We start from the raw sequence: 20,593 nt of genomic DNA on the forward strand, positions 1-20,593 counted from the left end.
CTAACCCTGTTCCACACGCAGCGCGCGCGGTGCGAACCGCCGCACAGCGTGCCGGTAGCGCGCAAGTTCCTCATCCGCGAGCTCTTGCGTCCACCCCACGTGCTGCGTGAGCACCGCGGCGGCCCGAGGCGCCACGGTGAGCCCAACATCGCTATTCAACGCGATAGTCGTGCGCCGAAGCAACACGTCCTCGAGCGTGACCGCGCCTTCCTCGCGCACGGCGTAGACAAGCTCGGCCGCGATGGCGCCGGTCTCGTCGTCGATGATCTCCGCGAGCGAAGGATCCTCAGCCGCGAACGCAGCGACCTCCCACGCGAGTTCGCCGTAAACCGCCGCGAGCCGCTCGGCGGTGCGCTGCGGGAGCGTGCTCGCCGCAACAAACCGGGCGCGGAACTCATCGACGTCGACCGCGGGCGCGCCGGGGAACGGCAGCCTGTCGGTCTGCGAGCGCCGGTGCGGCACACCGAGCGCCTTCTCGATCACCTTCAGCGCCTGCACGCCGAGCGCGCGGTGCGTCGTGTACTTTCCGCCGATGAGCGTGAAGAGCCCCCGAGCGTCGCCGTCGTGGGCGACGATCTCACTGTCGCGCGTCACCGACGACGGGTCGGAGAGGTCGGCGACGTACGGGAGCGGGCGAACGCCGGAGTACGACCACAGAACGTCGTCGCTCGTGAGCTTCGCACCGGGCAGGATCGTGTTGACCGCCCGCAAGAGGTAGTCAGTCTCGTCTCCGTCGGCGATGATCTCGTCGATGGACTCGGCGTACGGCAGATCTGTCGTGCCGAGCATGTATTTCCCGTTGTGCCACGGCAAGACGAACATCGGCCTGTTGTCGTCGGGCGATTCGAAGAAGATGCACTTGTCAGGTGCGGTGGGGAACGCGTCAACGACGAGGTGGCTCCCCTTTGTCGGACCGATCTTCCGCTCGTGCTCGCCATCGAGGTCGAGCACCGAATCGACCCACGGGCCCGCCGCGTTGATCACAACGGGTGCGCGCAGCGACCGCTGCTCGCCCGACTCGCGGTCGCGGTACACGACGCCGGCGACGCGCCCGCCCTCGTGGATGAGCGACAGCACCGGTGTGTGGGTCAGGATCGTCGCGCCATTGCGCGCGGCGTCGATCGCAATCTCCACCGCGAACCGCTCGGTGACCGGCACGTGCGCGTCTTGGAACAGGCCGCCCCACTTCACTCCGCCGGCCGCGATGCCCGGGAAGTCGCGCTTCAATCCGCGCGAGAACACGATGCGGTTGAACGGCAGCTTCTTCCCGACCGAGAGCACGTCATGGAAGATGAGGCCGCACGACAGCAGCCAGCCCGGCCGCGAGCCGTCTTTCGTGAACGGAATGAGCATCGGGTACGGGTGCACGAGGTGCGGCGCCGTGCGCAGCAGGATGTTGCGCTCCCGGATCGACTCGAAGACGAGCGGGATCTCGAAGCGCTCAAGGTACTTCAGGCCGCCGTGAATGAGGCGGGAGGAGATCGCCGAGGTGCGTGCAGCGAGGTCGTCCTGGTCAATCATCACGACGTTCAGGCCGCGCCGAGCCGCCTCGCGGGTGATCGCAAGGCCGTTGATTCCGGCGCCGATGACGACGACGTCGGCTGCGCTCGGTTCGGCGTAAGTACGGAGGGTAGGCAATGCAGGGGTCCCTTCAGACCGATGGGCGCCCGGTGGGCGCCCATCGAGGTGGTATCAGTTCGCGAGTGTCTGGTAGAGGTCGAATGCCTCTTCGGGGGTGAGGCCGTCGTGGACGACGCCGCGCACGGCGGAGAGCATGGCCGCCGGGTGCTCCGACTGGAACACGTTGCGCCCCATGTCGACGCCCGCAGCGCCCTCCTGCATCGCGCGGTACGCGACGCGCAGAGCCTCGGGCTCCGACACCTTCTTACCGCCGGCGATGACGATCGGAACCGGGCACGCGCTGGTGATGGTCTCGAAGCCCTCTTCGACGTAGTAGGTCTTCACGAACGCTGCGCCAAGCTCTGCGCTCATGCGGGTCGCGAGGCGGAAGTAGCGGGCGTCGCGCACCATGTCCTTACCGACGGCGGTGACGGCGAGCACGGGAATCCCGGCTGCCTGCCCCTGGTCGACGAGCGTCGTCATGTTCTTGATCGACTTCGTCTCGTTCTCGGCGCCGACGAACACCTGCACCGCGAGCGCAGCGGCGTCAAGGCGAACCGCGTCGTCGATCGAAACGGCGATCTCCTCGTTCGAAAGGTCGGTCAGCACGCTCGGCCCGCCCGAGGCGCGGAGCACGATGCCCTTGCCGTTGTCAGCGGGGATCGTCGTGCGCAGCGCTCCGCGAGTGCACATGAGCGCGTCGGCCTGCGGCACGAGCGGCACGATCGAACGGTCGAGGCGCTCGAGGCCTGAGGTCGGGCCCTGGAAGTAGCCGTGGTCGAACGCCAGCATGACGGTGTTGCCGTCGCGGGGGTCGAAGATGCGCGACAGGCGAGCCTTCATGCCCCAGTCCTGGCCGGCCTGGCCCTTGAGGTGGAAGCCCTCACGCGCGGCGGTGCCGCCGGTGAAGTCGGTACCTTCGCGGAGGTCGTCGAGGTCAGCCATTGGTGTTCTCCTTTTGTTGTGAAACGGAAGCGTGTGAATCGGGTGCCGCTGCTGGTGCTGCTGTCACCGCTGCGGCGGGCGCCGGCGAGACCGATGCCTTGAGCCGGGAGAGGTTCGAGCGGCCGGTGCCCGTCGCGAGCGAGGCGACGATCACCACGAGCACAACGAGCACGCCCTTGAGCACGTTCTGCGCGCCCACGGACCACCCGACGAGGTTCAGAAGGCCCGAGAGCAGCACGAAGAAGAGCGCGCCGGTCCACGCGCCGATCGGTACGGGGCGGCCACCCGAGATGAGCGTGCCGCCGATGACGACGACCGCGATCGAGTCGAGCATGTATGAGGTGCCGAGCACCGTGCTCGGCGAGATGAACGCCGCGAGCAGGGCCCCAACGAGGCCTGCAAAGCCAGCGCAGAGAATGTAGGCGGAGGCGGTGACGAGCGTGACCGGCAGGCCCGCGCGCTCCGCCGCCTTCGCGCTCTGGCCGACGGCGATCACCGAGTGCCCGAATCGGGTGCGACGCAGCACGAACCAGATCACGACGGTGACGACGAGCACGAAGAGGGCGATAGCCGGGACGCCGAGTACCTTCGCGTTCACGAGCTCGCGCAGCGACTGCGGGGCGCCCCCGCGGGCCGACCCCGCGAGCAGCAGGGTCGCACTCGTCACGATGAGGCTCGTCGCGAGCGTCGCGATGATGGGAGGCACTCGCAAGAAGAGGATCGCGGCGGTGCTCACGAGCCCGGCGGCCAGGCCCGCGGCGATGCCCGCAAGCACACCGGCGAGTGGGCCCGCCGTGGACGCGACGAGCACCGACACGTACGAGGACATCGAGATGATTGTGCCAACGGAAACGTCGATGTTGCCAGGCCCGAGCGTGATGACGAGCATCTGTCCGAGCGCGACGAGCACGAGGAATGGCGCGAGCGAGAGCGCCTGCGTGAGCGGGTCAAACGGGGCCCCTGGGCGAACGGAGATGATGATGCCCCAGACGACGAGCACGCCGACGAGTGACCACCCCCAGGCGGGCCAGACGAAGCCCCGGCGCGGGGCGCGGTCAGAGTGTAGCTGCGTGTTCATCGCGCAATCCTCTCCGTGATGATTCGACCCGCGAGCACGGCGAGCACGATGATGCCCTGTGCCGCAGACTGCAGGCTCGAAGGCAGGTTGATGAGGCTCAGAAGCACGGTGATGAGGCCGAGCGTGACGGCGCCAATCGTGACGCCGACGGGCAGCGCGCGGCCACCGGAGAACGTGCCGCCGCCGAGGATCACCGCGGCAATCGTCATGAGAGTGAACTCACTCGCCGAGTTGATGTCGCCCGACCAGGTCTGCGACGCGAGCAGGAGGCCTGCGAGCACCAGCATTGCGGCCGCGATGACGTAGGCGCTGATGCGCGTGCCGATGAGCGAGACGCCGGCTTTCTCAAGCGTGGGCGCCTGCGAACCCAGAGCGCGGATGCGCATGCCGACCTTTGCATGGCGAGAGATGAACCAGCCGAGCAGCGTGGCGAGCGCGATGAGCACGATCGGTGCCGGGAAGCCAGTCGGCCGCCACTGCGAGATCACGGAAAGCCAGGCCGGTGTCTCGCCGCCGGGCGTCGGGCTGATCTGCAGGCCGATCCCGAGCCAGACAAACGACATGCCGAGCGTCACAATGATCGAGGGCACCCCGTGCCGCTGCACAACGTACGCGAGCACCGCGTACACCGCGAGAATGCCAGCGATGAGCAGCACGGCCATGAGCGGCGAATCGGCCAGGAGCCTGGCCGCGATCACGGTGACGAGCCCGACAAGGTAGCCAACGCTCAGGTCAATATCGCCAACGCTCATCATGATCATCTGGGCCTGGGCTGCAAGCACGAGCGGCACCGACGACATGAGCATGAGGGTGAGGCCGGGAACGCTCAGGATGCCGGGCTGGAGCGAGGCGGTGACCGCAAAGATCACGGCGAGGGCGATGAACGACAGCAGCGCGGGCGAGCCGTTCTGGGCCCCGGCGCGCATGCGCTCGCGGGCGCTCGGCGCGGACGAAATGGTTGTGCTCATCGGTTCTCCTCCGTCAGCCGGGGGTCTACGCCGAAGGAGTCGGCGATGATCCGATCCTCGGAAATTTCTTCGTTCGCAAGCTCGCTCACGATCCGGCCGGAGCGGAAGACGTACACGCGGTCGCAGTGCGCCATCTCGCCGTTCTCCGTTGAGTACCACACGATCGAGCGGCCGCGGGAAGCCTCGATGCGCATGAGGGCGTACAGCTCGTTCTTCGTCTTGACGTCGACGCCGCGGAACGGGTCGTCGAGCAGCACCAGGGGCGCATCGGTTGCGAAGGCGCGTGCGACGAGCACCTTCTGCTGGTTGCCGCCAGACAGGGATGTGATCGGCGCTTTCGCGCCGCCCTTCACGTTCAGGCGCTGCACCCAGTCCGCGGCGAGCACCCGCTCGCGCGCGGCCGAGATCACGCCGCCGACGGAGAGCTGGCGCGCGGCGGAGACGGTGAGGTTCTCAGCGACCGACCAGAGCGGGAAGATGCCGCTCGTCTGGCGGTCGCCGGGCACGTAGGCCCTGCGGCCACGCACGTCGACCCCACGCGATCCCGCCCACAGCCGCTGCAGCAGCTGCTCCTGACCGTGCCCCGCGAGGCCGGCAAGGCCGATGATTTCGCCGCTGCGCACGGTGAACGGGGTATCGCCAGCACCGATCTGCGCGACGGTCTCGCCAGCAGCCGCGACCGGCGCCTCGTCGATCACCTCGACGTTCTGCATCACTGCGGTGTCGGCGTGAACGCCGCCACCCATGATCGACAGCAGCTCATCTTCGTCGGTCTCGCTCGCGGGCAGGATCTCAACGACTTTGCCGTCTTTCATGACTGCAATGCGATCGGCGTTCGCGAGCACCTCCTGCATGCGATGCGAGATGAGCACCATGCCGACACCGCGCTCCGCGAGCTCGCCGAGCGCCGCGTACATCTGCCTCGTCGCGTCCATGCTCAGCGATTCGGTGGGCTCGTCGAGGATCAGCATGGAGAGCTTGGGGGTGCACATTGCCCGGGCAATCTCGACCATTTGGCGCTGGGGCATGGAGAGCGAGCTGGTGCGCCGCACAATGCTGATCCCGTGGCCGGGGAACACCCGGTCGAGAGTCTCAGTGACCTGGCGCTCGGCACGCTTCTTCCAGCTCCAACCGCGAGCAGATTCGCTCGACAGCGCAATGTTCTCGGCGACCGTGAGGTCGGGGCACAGCGCAAGCTCTTGGTAGATCATGCGCACTCCGGCGCGAGCGGCGGCGCGCTGATCCCACGCGCCGCCCTCGTGCCAGTCCACCGATCCGGTGTCGGTGGTTTCGCGGCCGGCGAGCACCCGCATGAGGGTGCTCTTGCCAGCACCGTTGTGGCCGACCAGCCCGAGGATCTCCCCCGCTGCGACCGTGATATCGATTCCCGCGAGCGCGAGCGTATTCCCGTATCGCTTCGACACCGCTGTTGCTCGCAGCAGGTCGGGCCCGGGCTGCGCCCCCGCCACGCGGGTGCTCTCCGTCTGGGTCGTCATCGGATTCTCCTTGTGAGCTGGTCGACCGGGGTTACTTCTGGGCCGGAGCCTGGACGTCTTCGCCTGCGAGCAGCGCCTTGATGGCTGCCTCGGTCGAGGCCTCATCCCACTGGTTGGCGGCGTACTCGTCGGCGCCGAGGGCGTCTACCCAGTAGTCGAGGCTGTCCTTGGTGACCTGCACGAGCGGCAGCACGACCTGGTCGGGCACCTCTTCGCCGCGCTCCTTCGCGAGCGCAACGTAGATGGCAGCGATGACCTGGCCAGGGTCGGTGAGCGCGGCGAACGAACCGTTGTCGATGCCCTTGTCCTTCCAGAAGCTCAGCGACTTGCCGTCGGTGTCGAACACGACAACGGGAGCCTCGCGGTTGGCCGATTCGAACGCTTGAACGACGCCCATGCCGCCGATGCAGCCGGGAACCGCGGCAATCTCGGGCATCGAGCCGAGAATCGCGACGATCTCCTTCTGCGCCGTTGCCGCGTCGCAGAAGCCGTTGACCTCGGCCGCGACCTTCACGTCGGGGTGCTTCGCGAGGATCTCCTGCTGGCGCGCGTTGAACTCTTCCTCCGGCTGCGAGCCGATGACGCCGCGGTTGACGATGACGTTGCCCTTGCCACCGATGGCCTCGAGCGCGGGCTCGAGCGAGTCAGCACCCCACTGGCCATAGTCGTTGCGCACGACGGTGCCGCAGCTGGTGTCCATGTCAGCGTCGAGGATGACGACGTTGATGCCTGCGGTGCAGGCTTCTTCGACGACCGGCACGAGGGCCGTCGACGATGCGGGGATCACCATGAGCACGTCAGGGTTCTGGAGCATGAGGCTGCGGATCTGCGAAGCCTGCTCGGTTGCGCTGTTCTCGCCGGGAGCGTTCACGACCGAGTACTCGGAGACGATTCCCTCGCCCTTGAGCTTCTCGGCCTCCTTCTCGAACTTGTCGATGAGGGTGAGGCGCCAGCCGTTCACGAACCCGTTGGACAGGGCGATCTTCAACCCCTTTGGGTCGCCTCCGGCCTGGCCGTCATCGGCGGGCTTCGCTGCGCCGGAGCAGCCGGCGAGCAGCAGCGCCGCTGCGCTTGCGGCCGCAATTCCGCCGATCAGGCGGCGGTTGATCTTGAACTTCATTGTTGTCTCCTGGTCGCTCCGTTGCGCGGCTCGAAATTCTTTTCCGTGCCACAAGATCTTCATCACCTTGTAATAACCAACTGGTAATGACGAGTTGGTCGTGACTAGATTAGGTTGAAGTCATACCGCTGTCAATTCCGAAGCGTGCACCACCCGCAAACCGTTATGCTCGGGCGAGACCATCGCTCAGTCAGGAAGGCCAGCAATGCAGAGTTCAGCCGCACCAGGGTCACTCGACCGCTACGCGGACGCGCCCCTGTGGCAACAGCTCTCAAGCGCCCTCAGAGAAGAGATCGATGAGGGTCGTCTCCTCCCCGATCAGGCGCTGCCCTCGGAGTCAGAGCTCATCAACCGCTACGGGGTCTCGCGCACCGTGGTGAGGGAAGCGCTCGCAGACCTCGTGCGGGCGGGCCTCATCTACAAGGTGCGGGCGCGCGGCTCGTTTGTCTCACCGCGCCGACCCGAGCTGAAGTTCGTCGGCTCGATGATGGGCTCCTCGGCCGACCTCGAAGCGACCGGCCGCATCATCACGACCAGGGTCATCAACTTCGAAACCGATGCCGCCGACGCGAAGCTCGCCGAAGAGCTCCAGATCACGGTCGGCGAGCCCGTCATTCGGCTCCGCCGTTTGCGCTTTGTGGACACCGCACCCTGGCTGCTTGTCGACACGGTGCTCCCGGAGCGGCGTTTTCCGAACCTCGCCCGCGCAAACCTCGAGAACCAGTCGCTCTACGACCACCTGCGCAGGCACTACGGGGTACACCCCTCCGGCGCCGACCGCTGGATCAGCGCGGTGAATCCGTCTGTCGAAGACGCAGAGCTCCTGCAGTTGCGCCCTGAAGACCCGATCCTCGCCATCGACTCCATCGCCTGGGATGCGCAGGGAGTTCCGTTCGAGCGCTATCACGCGCTCCACCGCAGCGATGGCAACAGGTTCTACCTGGGCATTCGGTAGCACCGTCACACACCACCAATGCGCAGCGAACCGGGGTAGAATGGCCAGTTATGACTCTCGGCCCCCTCATCGTTCAGAGCGACCACACAGTGCTGCTCGAGGTTGCGCACCCCGACGCCGAGGATGCGCGGCACGAACTCGCAGTCTTCGCTGAGCTCGAGCGCGCCCCCGAACACATCCACACGTACCGCGTGACTCGGCTTGGCCTGTGGAACGCGCGCGCCGCCGGTCACACCGCCGAAGAGATCCTCGACACCCTGAACCGGCACGCGAAGTTCCCCGTGCCGAGCGGCGTCGCCTCAGAGATCGCCGACACGATGCGCCGGTATGGCCGGCTCACCATCGAACGCGACGCCGAGGGCCAGCTCATCCTCCGCTCTGACGACGCCGCAATTATGCGCGAGGTATCGTCGGCGAAGAAGATCGCGCCGCTGCTCGGCAACAAGATCGATGACCTGACCGCGCCCGTCGAGGCGTGGGCTCGCGGCGAACTCAAGCAGCAGCTCGTTGCGAGGGGCTGGCCCGCGGAAGACCTCGCGGGATACCGTCCCGGCGAGCCCTACGACATCTCGCTCGAGGAGGGCGACTGGGAGCTCCGCGACTACCAGGCGAAGGCCGTCGAAGCGTTCCAGCGTGGCGGGTCCGGCGTCGTCGTACTGCCCTGTGGCGCGGGCAAGACCCTCGTTGGCGCCGCATCGATGGCCGCGGTCGGTGCGAAGACGCTGATCCTCGTCACCAATGCGGTCTCTGCACGCCAGTGGCGCGACGAGCTCCTCAAGCGCACGAACCTCACCGAAGACGAGATCGGCGAGTACTCCGGCCAGGTCAAAGAGGTGAAGCCGGTCACGATTGCGACCTACCAGATCCTCACGAGCAAGCGGAAGGGCGAGTACGCGCACCTCTCGCTCCTCGATGCCCAGGATTGGGGCGTCATCGTCTACGACGAGGTACACCTGCTCCCCGCGCCCGTGTTCAAGCTCACCGCCGAGCTGCAGGCGCGCCGCCGCCTCGGCCTCACTGCGACGCTCGTGCGCGAGGACGGCCGCGAGGGCGACGTCTTCAGCCTCATCGGGCCGAAGCGCTACGACGCGGCATGGAAAGACATCGAGGCGCAGGGATTCATCGCGCCAGCTGAGTGCTTCGAGATTCGCATCGATCTCCCCGAGAGCGAGCGGCTCGAGTACGCCATCGCGGAAGATCAGGATCGCTACCGCATCGCCTCCTCCACCGCCCAGAAAGAGCGTGTGGCCCGCGAGATCATCGACAGGCACGAGGGCGAGAGCATCCTCGTCATCGGCCAGTACATCGACCAACTCGAGTCAATGGCCGAGGCGCTCAACGCGCCCCTCATCACCGGGCAGACCCCCGTGAACGATCGCGAAGACCTGTTCAACGCGTTCCGCAGCGGCGAGGAGAAGATTCTCGTCGTGTCGAAGGTCGCAAACTTCTCGGTCGACCTCCCAGACGCCTCTGTCGCGATCCAGATCTCGGGCTCGTTCGGGTCGCGCCAGGAAGAGGCACAGCGCCTCGGCCGGCTTCTCCGGCCCAAGCAGACCGATGTGAAGGCCTCGTTCTACACGCTCATCGCGCGCGACACCGTGGACCAGGATTTCGCGCAGAACCGCCAGCGCTTCCTCGCTGAGCAGGGGTACGCGTACACGATCCTTGATGCGGAGGACCTCGCGGCGGTGCGCTAGCCGGCCCCGCCCACTGCCGCCGGACTGCACCTTCCCTTCCAAAGTGCCCCAAACCCACTGCCGGCAAGGGCCTCTCCTGCAGGAATGGCTCTCTCCGATGGAGCGTGGGAGAGAGGAGACCGCGCGAAGTGAGGCGAATCGTCGACACGGTGCGCGAGCTTCCAGCCAGTTCATAGCAAATCATCAGAGACTGGGGACATGAACATTGAACGAAAAGGCCCCAGGATCCTCATCGTCGATGATGAGCCAAACATTCGCGAGCTGCTCAGCACCAGCCTTCGGTTCGCCGGCTTCGGCGTCAGGTCAGTAGGAAACGGCGCTCAGACCATCTCAGCAGTGCTCGAGGAAGAGCCCGATCTCATCATCCTCGACGTCATGCTCCCCGACATGAACGGGTTTAGCGTGACTAAGCGGCTGCGCTCGGCAGGCTACACCGCCCCGATCATCTTCCTCACCGCGAAGGATGACACCGAGGACAAGGTCGAGGGCCTCAATGTCGGTGGCGACGACTACGTCACCAAGCCGTTCAGCCTCGACGAGATCATCGCCAGGATCAACGCGGTGCTTCGCCGCACGATCCAGGAGGACGAGGAGACCATGCTCGAGGTCGGGCCCATCAGCCTCGACCAGGATACGCACGAGGTCACCGTCTCCGGCACCTCCGTCGAGCTCTCCCCGACCGAGTTCAAGCTGCTGCGCTACCTCATGCAGAACGCGAACCGCGTGCTGTCGAAGGCGCAGATTCTTGACCACGTCTGGGAGTACGACTTCAACGGCGACGCGGGCATCGTGGAGTCGTACATCTCGTACCTTCGCCGCAAGCTCGACCCGCTCACGGACGAGTCGCTCATTCAGACGAAGCGTGGCTTCGGGTACATGCTGAAGGCTGACGGAGTCTAGTGACACAGCTGCGCGACTTCGGGAGCCATTGGGCAGACGTTTCACTCCGAACGAAGATCACCATCGTCACGGTGTTCATTCTGTTCCTGGGGCTCATTGTCGCGGGGGTGGGCACCTTCTCAGTGCTCCGCCCCATCCTCATTAATCAGCAGAGCGCTGAGCTCTCGCAGATCCGCAACGACCCGACGATCGTGCTCGCCCCGGGCGCGGACACGCAGCAGCTGACGCAGGACGACGTGGTCGCGGCGAACGGCCGCTACTACGTCGCCGTGCTCGACGCGAACGGCGAGGTCCGCTTTGACAACTCGCGCGACCGTCGGCCCGGTTCGCTGCCCGACGTCGAGCGCCTCGGCTTCACACTGCAAGCCGCCGCGGCACACGAGAAGGCCTCGTCGACGCCCGAAGACATTCGCAGCGCCGACGGCACGCTTTGGCGCTCGGTCGTCACGATACTCTACGTCGTCGACGGCCAGGGCGGGAAGCACGCTTCGGGCGCACTGCTCATCGCCGACTCTACGACGATCATCAACCAGCTCGTCGCACAGTACGTGATCGTGTTCACGGGCTTCGGTATCGCCGTGATCCTGCTTGGCGCCGCGCTCACGCGCATCCTCATCACGACGACGCTGCTGCCGCTCGCCGAGGTCGAGCAGACGGCGCTCGAGATCTCTCGCGGCGACTTCTCCAAGCGCATCCTCGTCGCGAGCCCGCACACGGAGGTCGGCCACCTCGGCGACTCACTGAACGTGATGCTCGACAGACTCGACGGCTCCCTGGAAGACCGCGAGCGCACGATCGAGCGCATGCGCCGCTTCGTCGGCGACGCGAGCCACGAGCTGCGCACCCCGCTGGTCTCGGTGCGCGGCTACGCCGAGCTGTATCGGATGGGGGCGCTGCAGACTCCCGATCAGGTGGGCCAGGCAATGGAACGCATCGAGAAGGAGGCCATCCGTATGACCTCGCTCGTTGAGGATCTCCTGGCGCTCGCACGCCTTGACGAACGCAGGCCGCTTGAGCTCGCACCGCTCCCCCTCAACCAGCTCGCACGAGACGCCGCGCTCGACGCGCGCGCGGGTGCGCCCGACCGCGAGATCAGCGTTGTCGAAGACCCGAACAACCCGCAGGCGCTGGGCGACGAGAACAAGATTCGCCAGCTCATCACGAACCTCATCGGCAACGCCAAGCAACACACGCCCGAGGGCAGCCCGATCGAGATCGTTGTGAGCGCGCTCCCCGCCCCGGCAGCGCCAGTTGAGGCGGCGCCCGCGGATGCCGCGCCTTCGAAGCGCAATGGTGGCTCGTCGCCCGCGACCGGTAGCACCGGCGTGATCAAGACCGTGCAGCCGCAGGCGATGACGCGGTTCGAGATCGTCGACCACGGCGAGGGTATCCCCGAGCAAGTGCGCGAGAAGATCTTCGGCAGGTTCTGGCGGGCCGACAGCTCGCGCAACCGGGAAACCGGCGGCTCGGGCTTGGGCCTCGCGATCGTGAAGTCAATTGTCGAGGCGCACCACGGCACCGTCTCGGTGCACGATACCCCGGGCGGCGGGGCGACCTTCAGGGTTGACCTTCCGGCGGCGGCCCCTCATCCGGCAGCGGCTTCCTAGGGCGGCTCTCGGACCTAGCCTGGGGCTGTGCCTAGCTCTGGCCCGCACAGCCCCAGCTTCAAGCCCCAGCACCCGCACCAACACCAGCACCCAGCTTCCAGTCCCAACCCCAGCCCCAGGTCCAAGCACCTAGCCCCAACCCCAACCCCAACCCCAGCATCTGGGGTCTGCGCAATATCTGCCACGTTTCGGTGCTCCAGTGCTATCTTCGGCTCTTCCCAGACCGAAGGTGTGGCAGCCATGCTGGCGCGGGCGGCGCAACCCGCATGCACCACGTCAGCTCACGACTACCGTCTGGGATCTGCACAGGGTCTGCCCCTTTTTGAGGTGCTCCCGGGATTGCGACGGCTGTTCCCAGTCAGAAGAGGCGATGGGCTGGCGGGGCTTCCGAGACCGCAGGGGTCAAGCAACCGACGCCACGGCCGGTCACACTCCGGGGTACGCTAGCCCGCGTTGCGGCGGCGGCGCAGCACCTGGTCGAGGTTGGGCATGCCCTCGGTCGTGTCACCGACAACCCCGAGCTCGCTCAGCGGCGACCCTGCGACGGTGTTTCGCGGGGCACGCTGGGGCCGCGACCTAGGTGCCTGAGCGCCCTGTACCTGAGTACCCTGCGCCTGGGCCCCTGCCACCGTTCCCGCGGCACGCGCCGAGGTCTGCGAAGGCTCGGAAGCAGCAGCGGGCTCGCCCTGGCCACGCTCACGCGCAATCTGGTCACGAACCTCGCGCAGCAGCATCGAGTCAGGCTGGTTCTCACGCGGGGCGTAGGCCCTCGCCTCGCGCGCGCGGGCCATAGCGCGCGCCCGCTCGATTCGCTCGGCAGCCGCGCGCTGCGCAGCCATGTGTGCCGCAGCGGAGTCATGAGTCTCCCCCGTCGCGACTGCCTCGTCAAACGCCTGCGTCTGCGGGGCAACGTCGGCGACGACCTGCTCGGCGGCGATCGGAGCGAGCTTCGCGCGGCCCGGAGCGAGCAGCACGAGCGTACCGAGGCCAACGGTGAACGCGAGCAACGACCCGAGCAGCACACCGGGGCCGATCCCGGCGATGAGCATTCCCAGGCCAACGAGCGATCCAACGATGCCGAGAAGCCCGGTAAGCGCTGCGAGCGAGCGCACCCGCCGCACGATCGGCTTCCGAAGCTTCGCTGCCCGGTTCATCGCTACCTGCTTTCTGTGCATCTGCTGCGCCCTGATCTCTGCCCGCACCTGCTCAGCGCGCGCGTTCGCGAGCTCTGCCTCGCGCTCGGCTTCCTGACGCTTCTGCGCGGTCTTGAGCAGCCGCTCGTGGGCGAGCGCCTCGCGCGCCGTTGCCTCGACCCGTACCTCGTGCGGCACCTCTGCCGTCTCGGCGAGAACCCGGAGCGTGCGCTGCAGCCTGAGGGCGTTCCGCTCGGCGGCATTGAACTCCCGCCTGCGAAACCACGCGGGCACGAGCACGACAGCCCAGAGGAGCGCGATGACGATGAACATCATCCCTCCGCCAAGCCCTCCGGTACTCATGTGGCAACTGTAGCCAGCGTGGGCTCCGACCGCACCGTCGGCACGCCGCAAACGACAGGGTTCCCAGCGTTTGCCTGGGGCTCAGTGCACGGGCGTAGCCTCAGCCTCGGCCACAGGCCCCCGCAACCGTTCCAGCATCGAGCCCGGCACCTCGTCGCGCGTCACCGCGAAGCTGTCGTGGTCGCGCCAGGCGCCGTCGATGTGGATGTAGCGGAGCCTGCGGCCCTCGTAGCGAAGCCCAAGCTTCTCGACGATGCGCAGCGACGCCGCGTTCTCTGGGCGGATGCAAATCTCGACCCTGTGTAGCCCCTGCGTCACGAACAGGTAGTCGATCGCGAGCGCGACGGCAGTCGGGGTGATGTTTTTCCCCGCGTAGGCGCTATCAATCCAGTACCCGATGCTCGCCGACCACAGCGCACCGCGAGAAATGTCGGAGGCGCTCAACTGCCCGACGACGTCTCCGTCATAGGTAATGACGAACGGCACGCCTCGTCCCTCACGAAACTGCTGCAGCATGCGCTTGATCCCGGGCTTCAGCGAGACCTCCCCCGGCACGGCGCTGAAGCCGCCGGGGTGCGTAGCTTCCCACGGCGAGAGCCATGCCCGGTTCTCGCGCAGCAGGCGCTCCAGGGTGCGGGCATCGCGGCGGTGGATCAGCCTGATCCCAATCCGCCCCGCGCCCAGAGAGCTCGGGAGCTCTCCCCCTGCAGCGCTAAACATGTTCCGACTCTAGCGTCGGGACTACTCGCCGCGCAGCTTATCCGCGAAGCCGATGACCCAGTCGCGGATCTCGTCGCCGAGCTCTGCATGGTCAACGCCGAGCAGCACGTTCGCCTTGATCCAGTCGGCGCGGTCTCCGGTGTCGTAGCGGCGGCCCTTGAAGATCACGCCATAGACGGGCGCCTCGCCCTCGCCGGCAGCGAGCACGTTCAGCGCGTCGGTGAGCTGGTACTCGCCGCCGCGGCCCGGCTCGAGGTCGTCGATGATGTCGAAGATCTCGGGGCGCAGCACGTAGCGCCCGATGATCGCAAGGTTCGACGGCGCTTCTTCACGGCTCGGCTTCTCGACGAGCTCCGTGATCCGTACGACGTCAGCATCCTCGGTCGCCTCGACCTGCGCGCAACCGTAGAGGTGGATCGACTCCATGGGCACCTCCATGAGCGCGACGACGGTCGCCTCACGGGTGTTGTGCACGTCGACCATGCGCTCGAGCAGCGGGTCGCGGGCGTCGATGAGGTCATCGCCAAGCAGCACGGCGAACGACTCGTCACCGACGTGCATGCGGGCGCGGCCGACAGCGTGGCCCAGGCCGAGGGGCTGGCCCTGGCGGAGGAAGTGGACCTCTGCGAGCTCGCTCGCCTGGTGAACCTTTCCGAGCTTGTTGTCGTCGCCCTTGTTCTGCAGCGTGTACTCGAGCTCGGGAACGCCGTCGAAGTGGTTGACGAGGTTGTCCTTGTTGCGCCCGGTAATGATAAGCACGTCGTTCAGACCCGCGTCAGCGGCCTCCTCTACGACGTACTGGATCGCCGGCTTATCGACAATCGGCAGCATTTCCTTGGGCATCGCCTTGGTAGCGGGGAGGAAGCGGGTGCCAAGGCCTGCCGCCGGGATTACCGCTTTCACGACGTTCGGTCGGGTTTCAGTCATAGGGGTAAGCCTATCCCGGGGTCCGGTCGTTCCCTGAATTCGCACCGCGAGTGCCCTCTCCGCCCGGTTAGAGTGGTGTCGTGGACGACAAGCAGCTCCTCCGAAAGCGCATCCGCGGGGCGCGGGCCGAGCGTGTAGCAACGCGCACCGCAGCCGAGGCGCGAGCACACGCGGCATCCTTCACGGAACAGCTCACACGGCTCACCCAAGGCCTCGGGGCGCAGCGCGTCGCGTGCTTTGTCAGCCACCGCGGCGAGCCAGACACGGCCGACTACATCACGTGGGCCCTCGACCACGGAGTTGAGATCATGCTCCCGCGATCCCTCGCCGACAACACGCTCGAGTGGGCCTTGCACGAGCGCGGCGCGCTCGCCCCGGGCCCATTCGGTATCCCGGAGCCCACCGGCCCGGCCCTTCCCTCGGGGGCGACCGCGACCGCAGACCTCTTACTCATCCCCGCCGCGGCCGTCGACGAGGGCGGCTGGCGACTCGGGTGGGGGCGCGGCTTCTACGACCGCGAGCTCGCCGCCCTCGGCGATACCCAAGCCCCAGCTTCAGACGCGCAGAGAGGCAGGCCCCGACCGACGGTCTTCGCGGTCGTGTGGGAGGCCGAAGTGGTGGGTGCGGTGCCCCGCGAGGCACACGACGCCCCCGTCGACGGAGTCGTCACCGAGGAAAGAGTCCGCCACTTCGGGTAGGCTCATCGTTTGTGCCTACCTATGCTTACCGCTGCGCCGATTGCGGGCACAGCTTTGACATCTACCAGAGCTTCTCAGACGCGACGCTGACCGAGTGCCCCGAGTGCGGCGGCGACCTCCGCAAGGTCTTCGGCTCGCTCGGCGTCACCTTCAACGGTTCCGGTTTCTACCGCACCGACTCGCGCGCATCTGGCTCGGGCGGCTCTGGCAGCTCCTCGGGGTCCGGATCGGGATCCTCAAGCAGCTCCTAGGCTCACTCCCAAGCCGCCTAGGCTCTCTCCGAGCGGCCCACCGGCCACACGCAGCGTTCTCTACCCCCAGTGGGGTGGCTTGTCGGCGCGGAGCCGACTGTCGTTCTCACCCGACTCCTTCGGCCGGTTCGCGGGCGCACCGCCCCAGCCCTGGGCCGTGTCCTCCGCGGCGCGCGCAGAGAGCGCGTGGTCGTTCGGCGTAGGATCTACGCCGCGCGGAGCGGGCCGCTGCGCACGCCGCGACCCGCGCACGCGCCGAATCACCGGCTCAGGCTCACTCGCGGGCTCCGAGCCCGGTCCGTTTCCCATTCGCTCGTGGCCGAGACTACTTCGCGCCCGCGGGCGAGGAATCCTCGCTGACGCCGAGCACGCGCGCGATCCGAGCGGCCGCGCCCTCGGGATCGGCGAACAGGTCGAAACTCTGCACGCGGTGGTAGTGCCACCCGAGCCTGCGCAGCACTGCTGGCCTGAGACGCAGCGCCTCGCGGAGGCTCACGCCACCGTCGCTCGCGGTCCCCAAATCGATATCGATCGCGATCGCACGGTCGCCGAACGATGCCGCGATCGGGATTTCGCCGCGGTAGTCAAGCGCGACCGTGATGCCGTAGCCCTCGAGCCTGTCCGAGAACTCACGAATGAGCGGGTCGGTCTCGGCCGGGAGCGACAGCGGCTCGGGATCGGGGTGCTCAAAGGCGAGCAGCTCGGCGAGCTCGACGACGCCGTGCTTCAGGCGCGACGAGTCGAGGTCCTCGGGTTTGAAGCACGACACGATCGTCATCGCGCGGCGTGCGCGGGTCATCGCCACCGCGAGGAGGTGCTCGCCGCCCGGGCGCCCGAGCGCACCGAAGTTCGAGAGCACGCGCCCGTGCGGCGTGCGGCCGTACCCGATCGAGAAGATCACGCGGTCGCGGCTCTGCGCGGTCGCCTGCTCGAGGGTGAGCACCGCGAACGGTTCCGCGCGCTCGCCGAGCAGGAATTCGCGGTACTGCGGGAACTTCGAGAACGCCTGGAGCACCTCGCGGTAGACCCGCACCGCATGCTTCTCGCTCGCGGTAATGACCATGAGAGACTCGTTCGGCCGTTCGTCAGCGTGCTGCAGCACCATCTGCACGACGCGGTCAACCTCGGCTTCGGTGCTCTCAACGGCGCCCGTCTGCTGGTCGGGCAGGCCCTGGCCGGCCGGCACGAAATCGTAGGTGAGGCTCGAGTGACCGAGGAAGCTGCCGGCCCAGGGAAGCGAGTTGATCTCGCCGCCGTAGAACCGTGAGTTCACCAGGTTCGTGAGGTCTTCCCCGCCTGCGCGGTAGCTGCGGGTGAGCTTGAGCGTCGGGAGCACTTCTGAGAGCTCCGACAGCGCCGAACGGAGCCCGGTCTCGGCATCGGCCGACTCTGCGTCGGGCACGTGCACACCGATCTCGAACCGGCTGGGGGTCTGCGTCGTGTCATCTCCGAACACCACGACCTGCTCGGCGCGGCGAATCGCGCCCAGGTTCTCGGCGAGCGTTGTCGCGCCCGCGTCGACGAGCAGCACAGTGTCGAAGCGCGCCGTCTCGGGCAGCTGTGACACCTCGTAGGGCGACATCGCGAGTACGGGCGCGAGCGTAGAGAACAGCACCGGCGAATCCTGCGCGAGCGCGGCGATCGTCGCGTAGCCGCTACGGAGCAGCCCGCGGAGCGCGAGCGCCTCCTGCTTGTTGTCGAGCACGGCAACCCGCCACGAGTCCGCGAGCTTCGACGCGAGCAGCGTGCCGTTCGCGCCGGCGTGGGCGTCGTCGACGAGGCGGAAATCGGCCTCGAGCCGTTCGATGACGCTCGTGTTCGCGCTGAGCAGCGCCGGGTTCGTCTGCAGCATCCGCTCAAGCACCGACTGCCACCAGGCGAGTTCGAGCTCGGCGGCGACCTCGTCGGCCGGAACGTGGCGCGCGGAGAGGTCGTCAAGCAGCGGGCCGAGGCGCGCGCTGCGCAGGCGCTCGACGATCGTCGTGCGCTCCTGGATGTTCTGTAGCACCTCCGACTCCTTCGCGAGCTCGGAGACGCGCGCCGCGAGCTCGTGCAGGGTGAGGTTCTTCAGCCGGTCGGGCTCGACAGTCGTGCCGAGCACCGCGTCGAGCTTGTCGAGGTCTTGGTACGCAGCTTGGAAGGCGACAACGACGTCTGCGATGCCGAGCGGCACCTCCGGGCGGGTACCGACGACCGTCGTGTACCTCTGCCAGAGCACGCGCTGCTGCTGGATCTGCACGAGCCGCGCGTACATGTCGGTGATGCTCACGCCCGGTCGCACGTACTCCTGCGCGAGCTTCTTCAGTCGGCGCTTGTTCGAGGCCGACATGTCGTCGTCGCTGCCGCGCGGCGCGTGCGCCGAAATGACCTCCGCGAGCGAGCGGTCATACACCTCGGGCGTGAAGCGGTCGAGGGTGTCGCGCACCCCCATGAGCAGGCGCAGGTAGACGCCGAGCTCCGAGATCGACTCGAAGGGGCGCATCGACGTCTGCTCGACGACCTCGTTCGCCATTGAGATGAGGCGCGGCAGCTGCGACTCTGCGAGGTCGACGGCGATACCGTAGGCGGCACGCGCCTCCTCCGTCGTCGAGAAGTCGACGCCGTACCAGGGCGAATCTTCGGGGCCGTACTGGAACTGCCCGAGGCGCGCGACCTCGGTGAGGTCATCGGCGACCGACGAGCGGTCGATCGTGAGCTGTCCGAGTGCCTGGTCGTCGAGCCGCACAGTCGTCGACGGCGGGTTCTCGCCGAGCGACAGGTTGGTGAGCTGTCGGAGTGCCTGCAGCGGTGTCACCGTGTAGCGCTCGTCGGGCTTCGAGAGCGCGTCGCGGTAGTCGAGCAGCACGCCGCGGAGCCGCACGAGCGCCTCATCAACATCGCGCATCTGCTCTGACGAGGCGTTCTCGTTGCGGCTGATCGACTCGACGAGGTTGCGGCGCAGCCTCCGCGGGGTCACTGCGAGGCCAGGCAGGCCAGCCCGGGTCAGCCGGTGCGTGATGCCGTCGATCGTGGAGCGGCGCGGCGTCACGACAAGCACGTGCTTGCCGTCGCGAACGAGGTTGCCGATCGCGTTCACGACGGTCTGGGTGCCGCCGGTGCCAGGCAGCTGCCGCACAACGATCGACTGGCCGGCGTCGATCTGCGCGAGCACGTCGTCTTGCTCGGGGTCAGAATCGTAGAGGCACCTGTCGGTCTCGGGCGCAACGTGGTCGGGCGACACCGGGTTCACCGGGTGATAGCTCTCGGCGAGCGCGCGCTTCGCAGGCTCGCTCCCGCAGATCGCCTGCAGGATCGGGGTGTCGAGCCGCACGGCGTCGGCCGTCATGCCCTGCGAGATGTTGTGGAATGACGAGACCACGAGGCGCGGCTGCACGAGGAAGTCGGGCACCCCAGCAACCATCTGGCGCAGTCTGTCAATGACAGGCTGCGGTTTAAACACGCCCTCCGACTGCGACAGCTCGATGAGCGAGCGGGCGTCGATCGTGATCCCGAACTGGTCGCGCAGCGCCCTGATCAGCTCCGAGTTCACGACGGGGAAGTTCTTGAGCTTCAGCTCGAAGTCGCGCCCGTAGCGGCGGATCGCGAGCGGCCGCAGCAGCACGGGCGCCGAGAACTCGTCGCCCTCAAACGTCCACTTCGCGAGTCCCACCGCGAGGTTCACCGTCTCGAGCCCGCGCATCGTACGCATCTCGACGGCCTTGTCCGTGACCCGGGCGGCGGCGGCGCGCGCGTGGCGCAGCGCGAGGTCGTCGCGGATCAGCGCCGAAAGCAAGATCTTGTTGCCCGAGATGAACTGCGGCAGCCCCCCGGGGTGCGTCGAGGAAAGCTCGATGCGGTTCGCCGGATGATCCTCAAAATGCAGCAGCGGGTTCTTCCCGCCGATCGCCTGGAGCTCGCGCAGCCACGCGGCGTGCTCGTCAGCGAATGGGTCGACAACGGCGACGGGGCCACCGAGGTCCTGGCGCGCGAACTCAGCCTCCGCGCCTTCCGTGGGCACGCTGTCAGCCGCCGGCGCTGTCGCTTCTGCGACGTCCGGTGCTTCGGCGGCGTTGCCCTTTGACTCGGGTCGCCTCAGTCGGTCCACACTCCACACACCGCCACCCTAAGGTGTTGAC

The 20,593-nt window shown here is 67.3% G+C and carries 17 protein-coding genes; 6 read left to right on the forward strand and 11 right to left on the reverse strand.

Features of this window, described 5'->3' with window-relative positions:
* The 6 genes from FB468_RS07960 to FB468_RS07985 are packed head-to-tail and all read right to left on the reverse strand — an operon-like array spanning position 1 to position 7,227.
* Positions 1-1,638 (reverse strand): glycerol-3-phosphate dehydrogenase/oxidase, encoded by a 1,638-nt coding sequence (locus FB468_RS07960; protein WP_211359107.1) that lies wholly within the window; start codon positions 1,636-1,638, stop codon positions 1-3.
* Positions 1,639-1,692: 54 nt separating this feature from the next.
* Positions 1,693-2,565 carry a 3-hydroxy-5-phosphonooxypentane-2,4-dione thiolase gene (gene lsrF, locus FB468_RS07965; RefSeq protein WP_141886865.1) on the reverse strand — a complete coding sequence of 291 codons (873 nt, stop codon included), beginning with the start codon at positions 2,563-2,565 and terminating at the stop codon, positions 1,693-1,695.
* Entirely contained in the window at positions 2,558-3,643 is a 1,086-nt protein-coding gene (locus FB468_RS07970; protein WP_141886866.1) for an ABC transporter permease, read from the reverse strand. Before FB468_RS07970 ends, lsrF begins: the two co-directional genes overlap by 8 nt.
* A complete protein-coding gene (locus FB468_RS07975) occupies positions 3,640-4,611 on the reverse strand; it encodes an ABC transporter permease (RefSeq protein WP_141886867.1) in 972 nt (323 codons plus the stop codon). Before FB468_RS07975 ends, FB468_RS07970 begins: the two co-directional genes overlap by 4 nt.
* Complete coding sequence (locus FB468_RS07980; RefSeq protein WP_170219665.1) at positions 4,608-6,107, reverse strand: sugar ABC transporter ATP-binding protein; 1,500 nt, start codon at positions 6,105-6,107, stop codon at positions 4,608-4,610. Before FB468_RS07980 ends, FB468_RS07975 begins: the two co-directional genes overlap by 4 nt.
* Positions 6,108-6,138: 31 nt before the next feature.
* Positions 6,139-7,227, reverse strand: coding sequence for a substrate-binding domain-containing protein (locus tag FB468_RS07985; protein ID WP_170219666.1), 1,089 nt, complete (start codon positions 7,225-7,227; stop codon positions 6,139-6,141).
* A gap of 205 nt (positions 7,228-7,432) precedes the next feature.
* On the opposite strand from FB468_RS07985, the gene FB468_RS07990 reads away from it, so the two are divergent.
* From FB468_RS07990 to FB468_RS08005, 4 genes are all read left to right on the forward strand, one after another.
* Entirely contained in the window at positions 7,433-8,182 is a 750-nt protein-coding gene (locus FB468_RS07990; RefSeq protein WP_141886870.1) for a GntR family transcriptional regulator, read from the forward strand.
* Positions 8,183-8,232: 50 nt separating this feature from the next.
* Positions 8,233-9,879, forward strand: a complete 1,647-nt coding sequence (locus tag FB468_RS07995) for a DNA repair helicase XPB (protein ID WP_141886871.1) — start codon at positions 8,233-8,235, stop codon at positions 9,877-9,879.
* Between the two features lie 198 nt (positions 9,880-10,077).
* The gene (locus FB468_RS08000; RefSeq protein ID WP_141886873.1) at positions 10,078-10,779 is read left to right on the forward strand and encodes a response regulator transcription factor; all 702 of its coding nucleotides are present in this window, start codon (positions 10,078-10,080) and stop codon (positions 10,777-10,779) included.
* 8 nt (positions 10,780-10,787) lie between these two features.
* Positions 10,788-12,386 carry a sensor histidine kinase gene (locus FB468_RS08005; RefSeq protein WP_141888200.1) on the forward strand — a complete coding sequence of 533 codons (1,599 nt, stop codon included), beginning with the start codon at positions 10,788-10,790 and terminating at the stop codon, positions 12,384-12,386.
* 443 nt (positions 12,387-12,829) lie between these two features.
* Here FB468_RS08005 and FB468_RS08010 read toward each other — a convergent pair whose 3' ends face one another.
* From FB468_RS08010 to galU, 3 genes are all read right to left on the reverse strand, one after another.
* On the reverse strand, positions 12,830-13,882 hold the full coding sequence (locus tag FB468_RS08010) for a hypothetical protein (protein WP_141886874.1): 1,053 nt from the start codon (positions 13,880-13,882) through the stop codon (positions 12,830-12,832).
* Between the two features lie 81 nt (positions 13,883-13,963).
* On the reverse strand, positions 13,964-14,602 hold the full coding sequence (locus FB468_RS08015; protein ID WP_141886875.1) for a GNAT family N-acetyltransferase: 639 nt from the start codon (positions 14,600-14,602) through the stop codon (positions 13,964-13,966).
* A 21-nt stretch (positions 14,603-14,623) separates the two neighbouring features.
* Positions 14,624-15,529, reverse strand: coding sequence for a UTP--glucose-1-phosphate uridylyltransferase GalU (galU, locus tag FB468_RS08020; RefSeq protein ID WP_141886876.1), 906 nt, complete (start codon positions 15,527-15,529; stop codon positions 14,624-14,626).
* Positions 15,530-15,609: 80 nt separating this feature from the next.
* Between galU and FB468_RS08025 the strand changes: the two genes are divergently transcribed.
* Both FB468_RS08025 and FB468_RS08030 read left to right on the forward strand, forming a co-directional pair.
* Positions 15,610-16,227, forward strand: a complete 618-nt coding sequence (locus FB468_RS08025) for a 5-formyltetrahydrofolate cyclo-ligase (RefSeq protein ID WP_141886877.1) — start codon at positions 15,610-15,612, stop codon at positions 16,225-16,227.
* Between the two features lie 11 nt (positions 16,228-16,238).
* Positions 16,239-16,478, forward strand: a complete 240-nt coding sequence (locus FB468_RS08030) for an FmdB family zinc ribbon protein (protein WP_141886878.1) — start codon at positions 16,239-16,241, stop codon at positions 16,476-16,478.
* A gap of 60 nt (positions 16,479-16,538) precedes the next feature.
* Here the strand turns inward: FB468_RS08030 and FB468_RS08035 are convergent, their stop codons facing one another.
* Positions 16,539-16,787 carry a hypothetical protein gene (locus tag FB468_RS08035; RefSeq protein WP_141886879.1) on the reverse strand — a complete coding sequence of 83 codons (249 nt, stop codon included), beginning with the start codon at positions 16,785-16,787 and terminating at the stop codon, positions 16,539-16,541.
* A gap of 16 nt (positions 16,788-16,803) precedes the next feature.
* Positions 16,804-20,571 carry an AAA family ATPase gene (locus FB468_RS08040; RefSeq protein WP_246055805.1) on the reverse strand — a complete coding sequence of 1,256 codons (3,768 nt, stop codon included), beginning with the start codon at positions 20,569-20,571 and terminating at the stop codon, positions 16,804-16,806.
* Between the last annotated feature and the right edge of the window lie 22 nt (positions 20,572-20,593).

The sequence above is a fragment of the Leucobacter komagatae genome, assembly GCF_006716085.1.
Classification (GTDB): Bacteria; Actinomycetota; Actinomycetes; order Actinomycetales; family Microbacteriaceae; genus Leucobacter; species Leucobacter komagatae.

Excerpts from the sequence above, each read along its gene's own strand:
- FB468_RS07995 (WP_141886871.1), top strand. The coding sequence starts at position 8,233 with ATGACTCTCGGCCCCCTCATCGTTCAGAGCGACCACACAGTGCTGCTC.
- FB468_RS07975 (WP_141886867.1), bottom strand. The coding sequence starts at position 4,611 with ATGAGCACAACCATTTCGTCCGCGCCGAGCGCCCGCGAGCGCATGCGC.
- FB468_RS08010 (WP_141886874.1), bottom strand. The coding sequence starts at position 13,882 with ATGAGTACCGGAGGGCTTGGCGGAGGGATGATGTTCATCGTCATCGCG.
- FB468_RS07980 (WP_170219665.1), bottom strand. The coding sequence starts at position 6,107 with ATGACGACCCAGACGGAGAGCACCCGCGTGGCGGGGGCGCAGCCCGGG.
- FB468_RS08000 (WP_141886873.1), top strand. The coding sequence starts at position 10,078 with ATGAACATTGAACGAAAAGGCCCCAGGATCCTCATCGTCGATGATGAG.
- FB468_RS07990 (WP_141886870.1), top strand. The coding sequence starts at position 7,433 with ATGCAGAGTTCAGCCGCACCAGGGTCACTCGACCGCTACGCGGACGCG.
- FB468_RS07985 (WP_170219666.1), bottom strand. The coding sequence starts at position 7,227 with ATGAAGTTCAAGATCAACCGCCGCCTGATCGGCGGAATTGCGGCCGCA.
- FB468_RS08015 (WP_141886875.1), bottom strand. The coding sequence starts at position 14,602 with ATGTTTAGCGCTGCAGGGGGAGAGCTCCCGAGCTCTCTGGGCGCGGGG.
- FB468_RS08035 (WP_141886879.1), bottom strand. The coding sequence starts at position 16,787 with ATGGGAAACGGACCGGGCTCGGAGCCCGCGAGTGAGCCTGAGCCGGTG.
- FB468_RS07970 (WP_141886866.1), bottom strand. The coding sequence starts at position 3,643 with ATGAACACGCAGCTACACTCTGACCGCGCCCCGCGCCGGGGCTTCGTC.
- lsrF (WP_141886865.1), bottom strand. The coding sequence starts at position 2,565 with ATGGCTGACCTCGACGACCTCCGCGAAGGTACCGACTTCACCGGCGGC.
- galU (WP_141886876.1), bottom strand. The coding sequence starts at position 15,529 with ATGACTGAAACCCGACCGAACGTCGTGAAAGCGGTAATCCCGGCGGCA.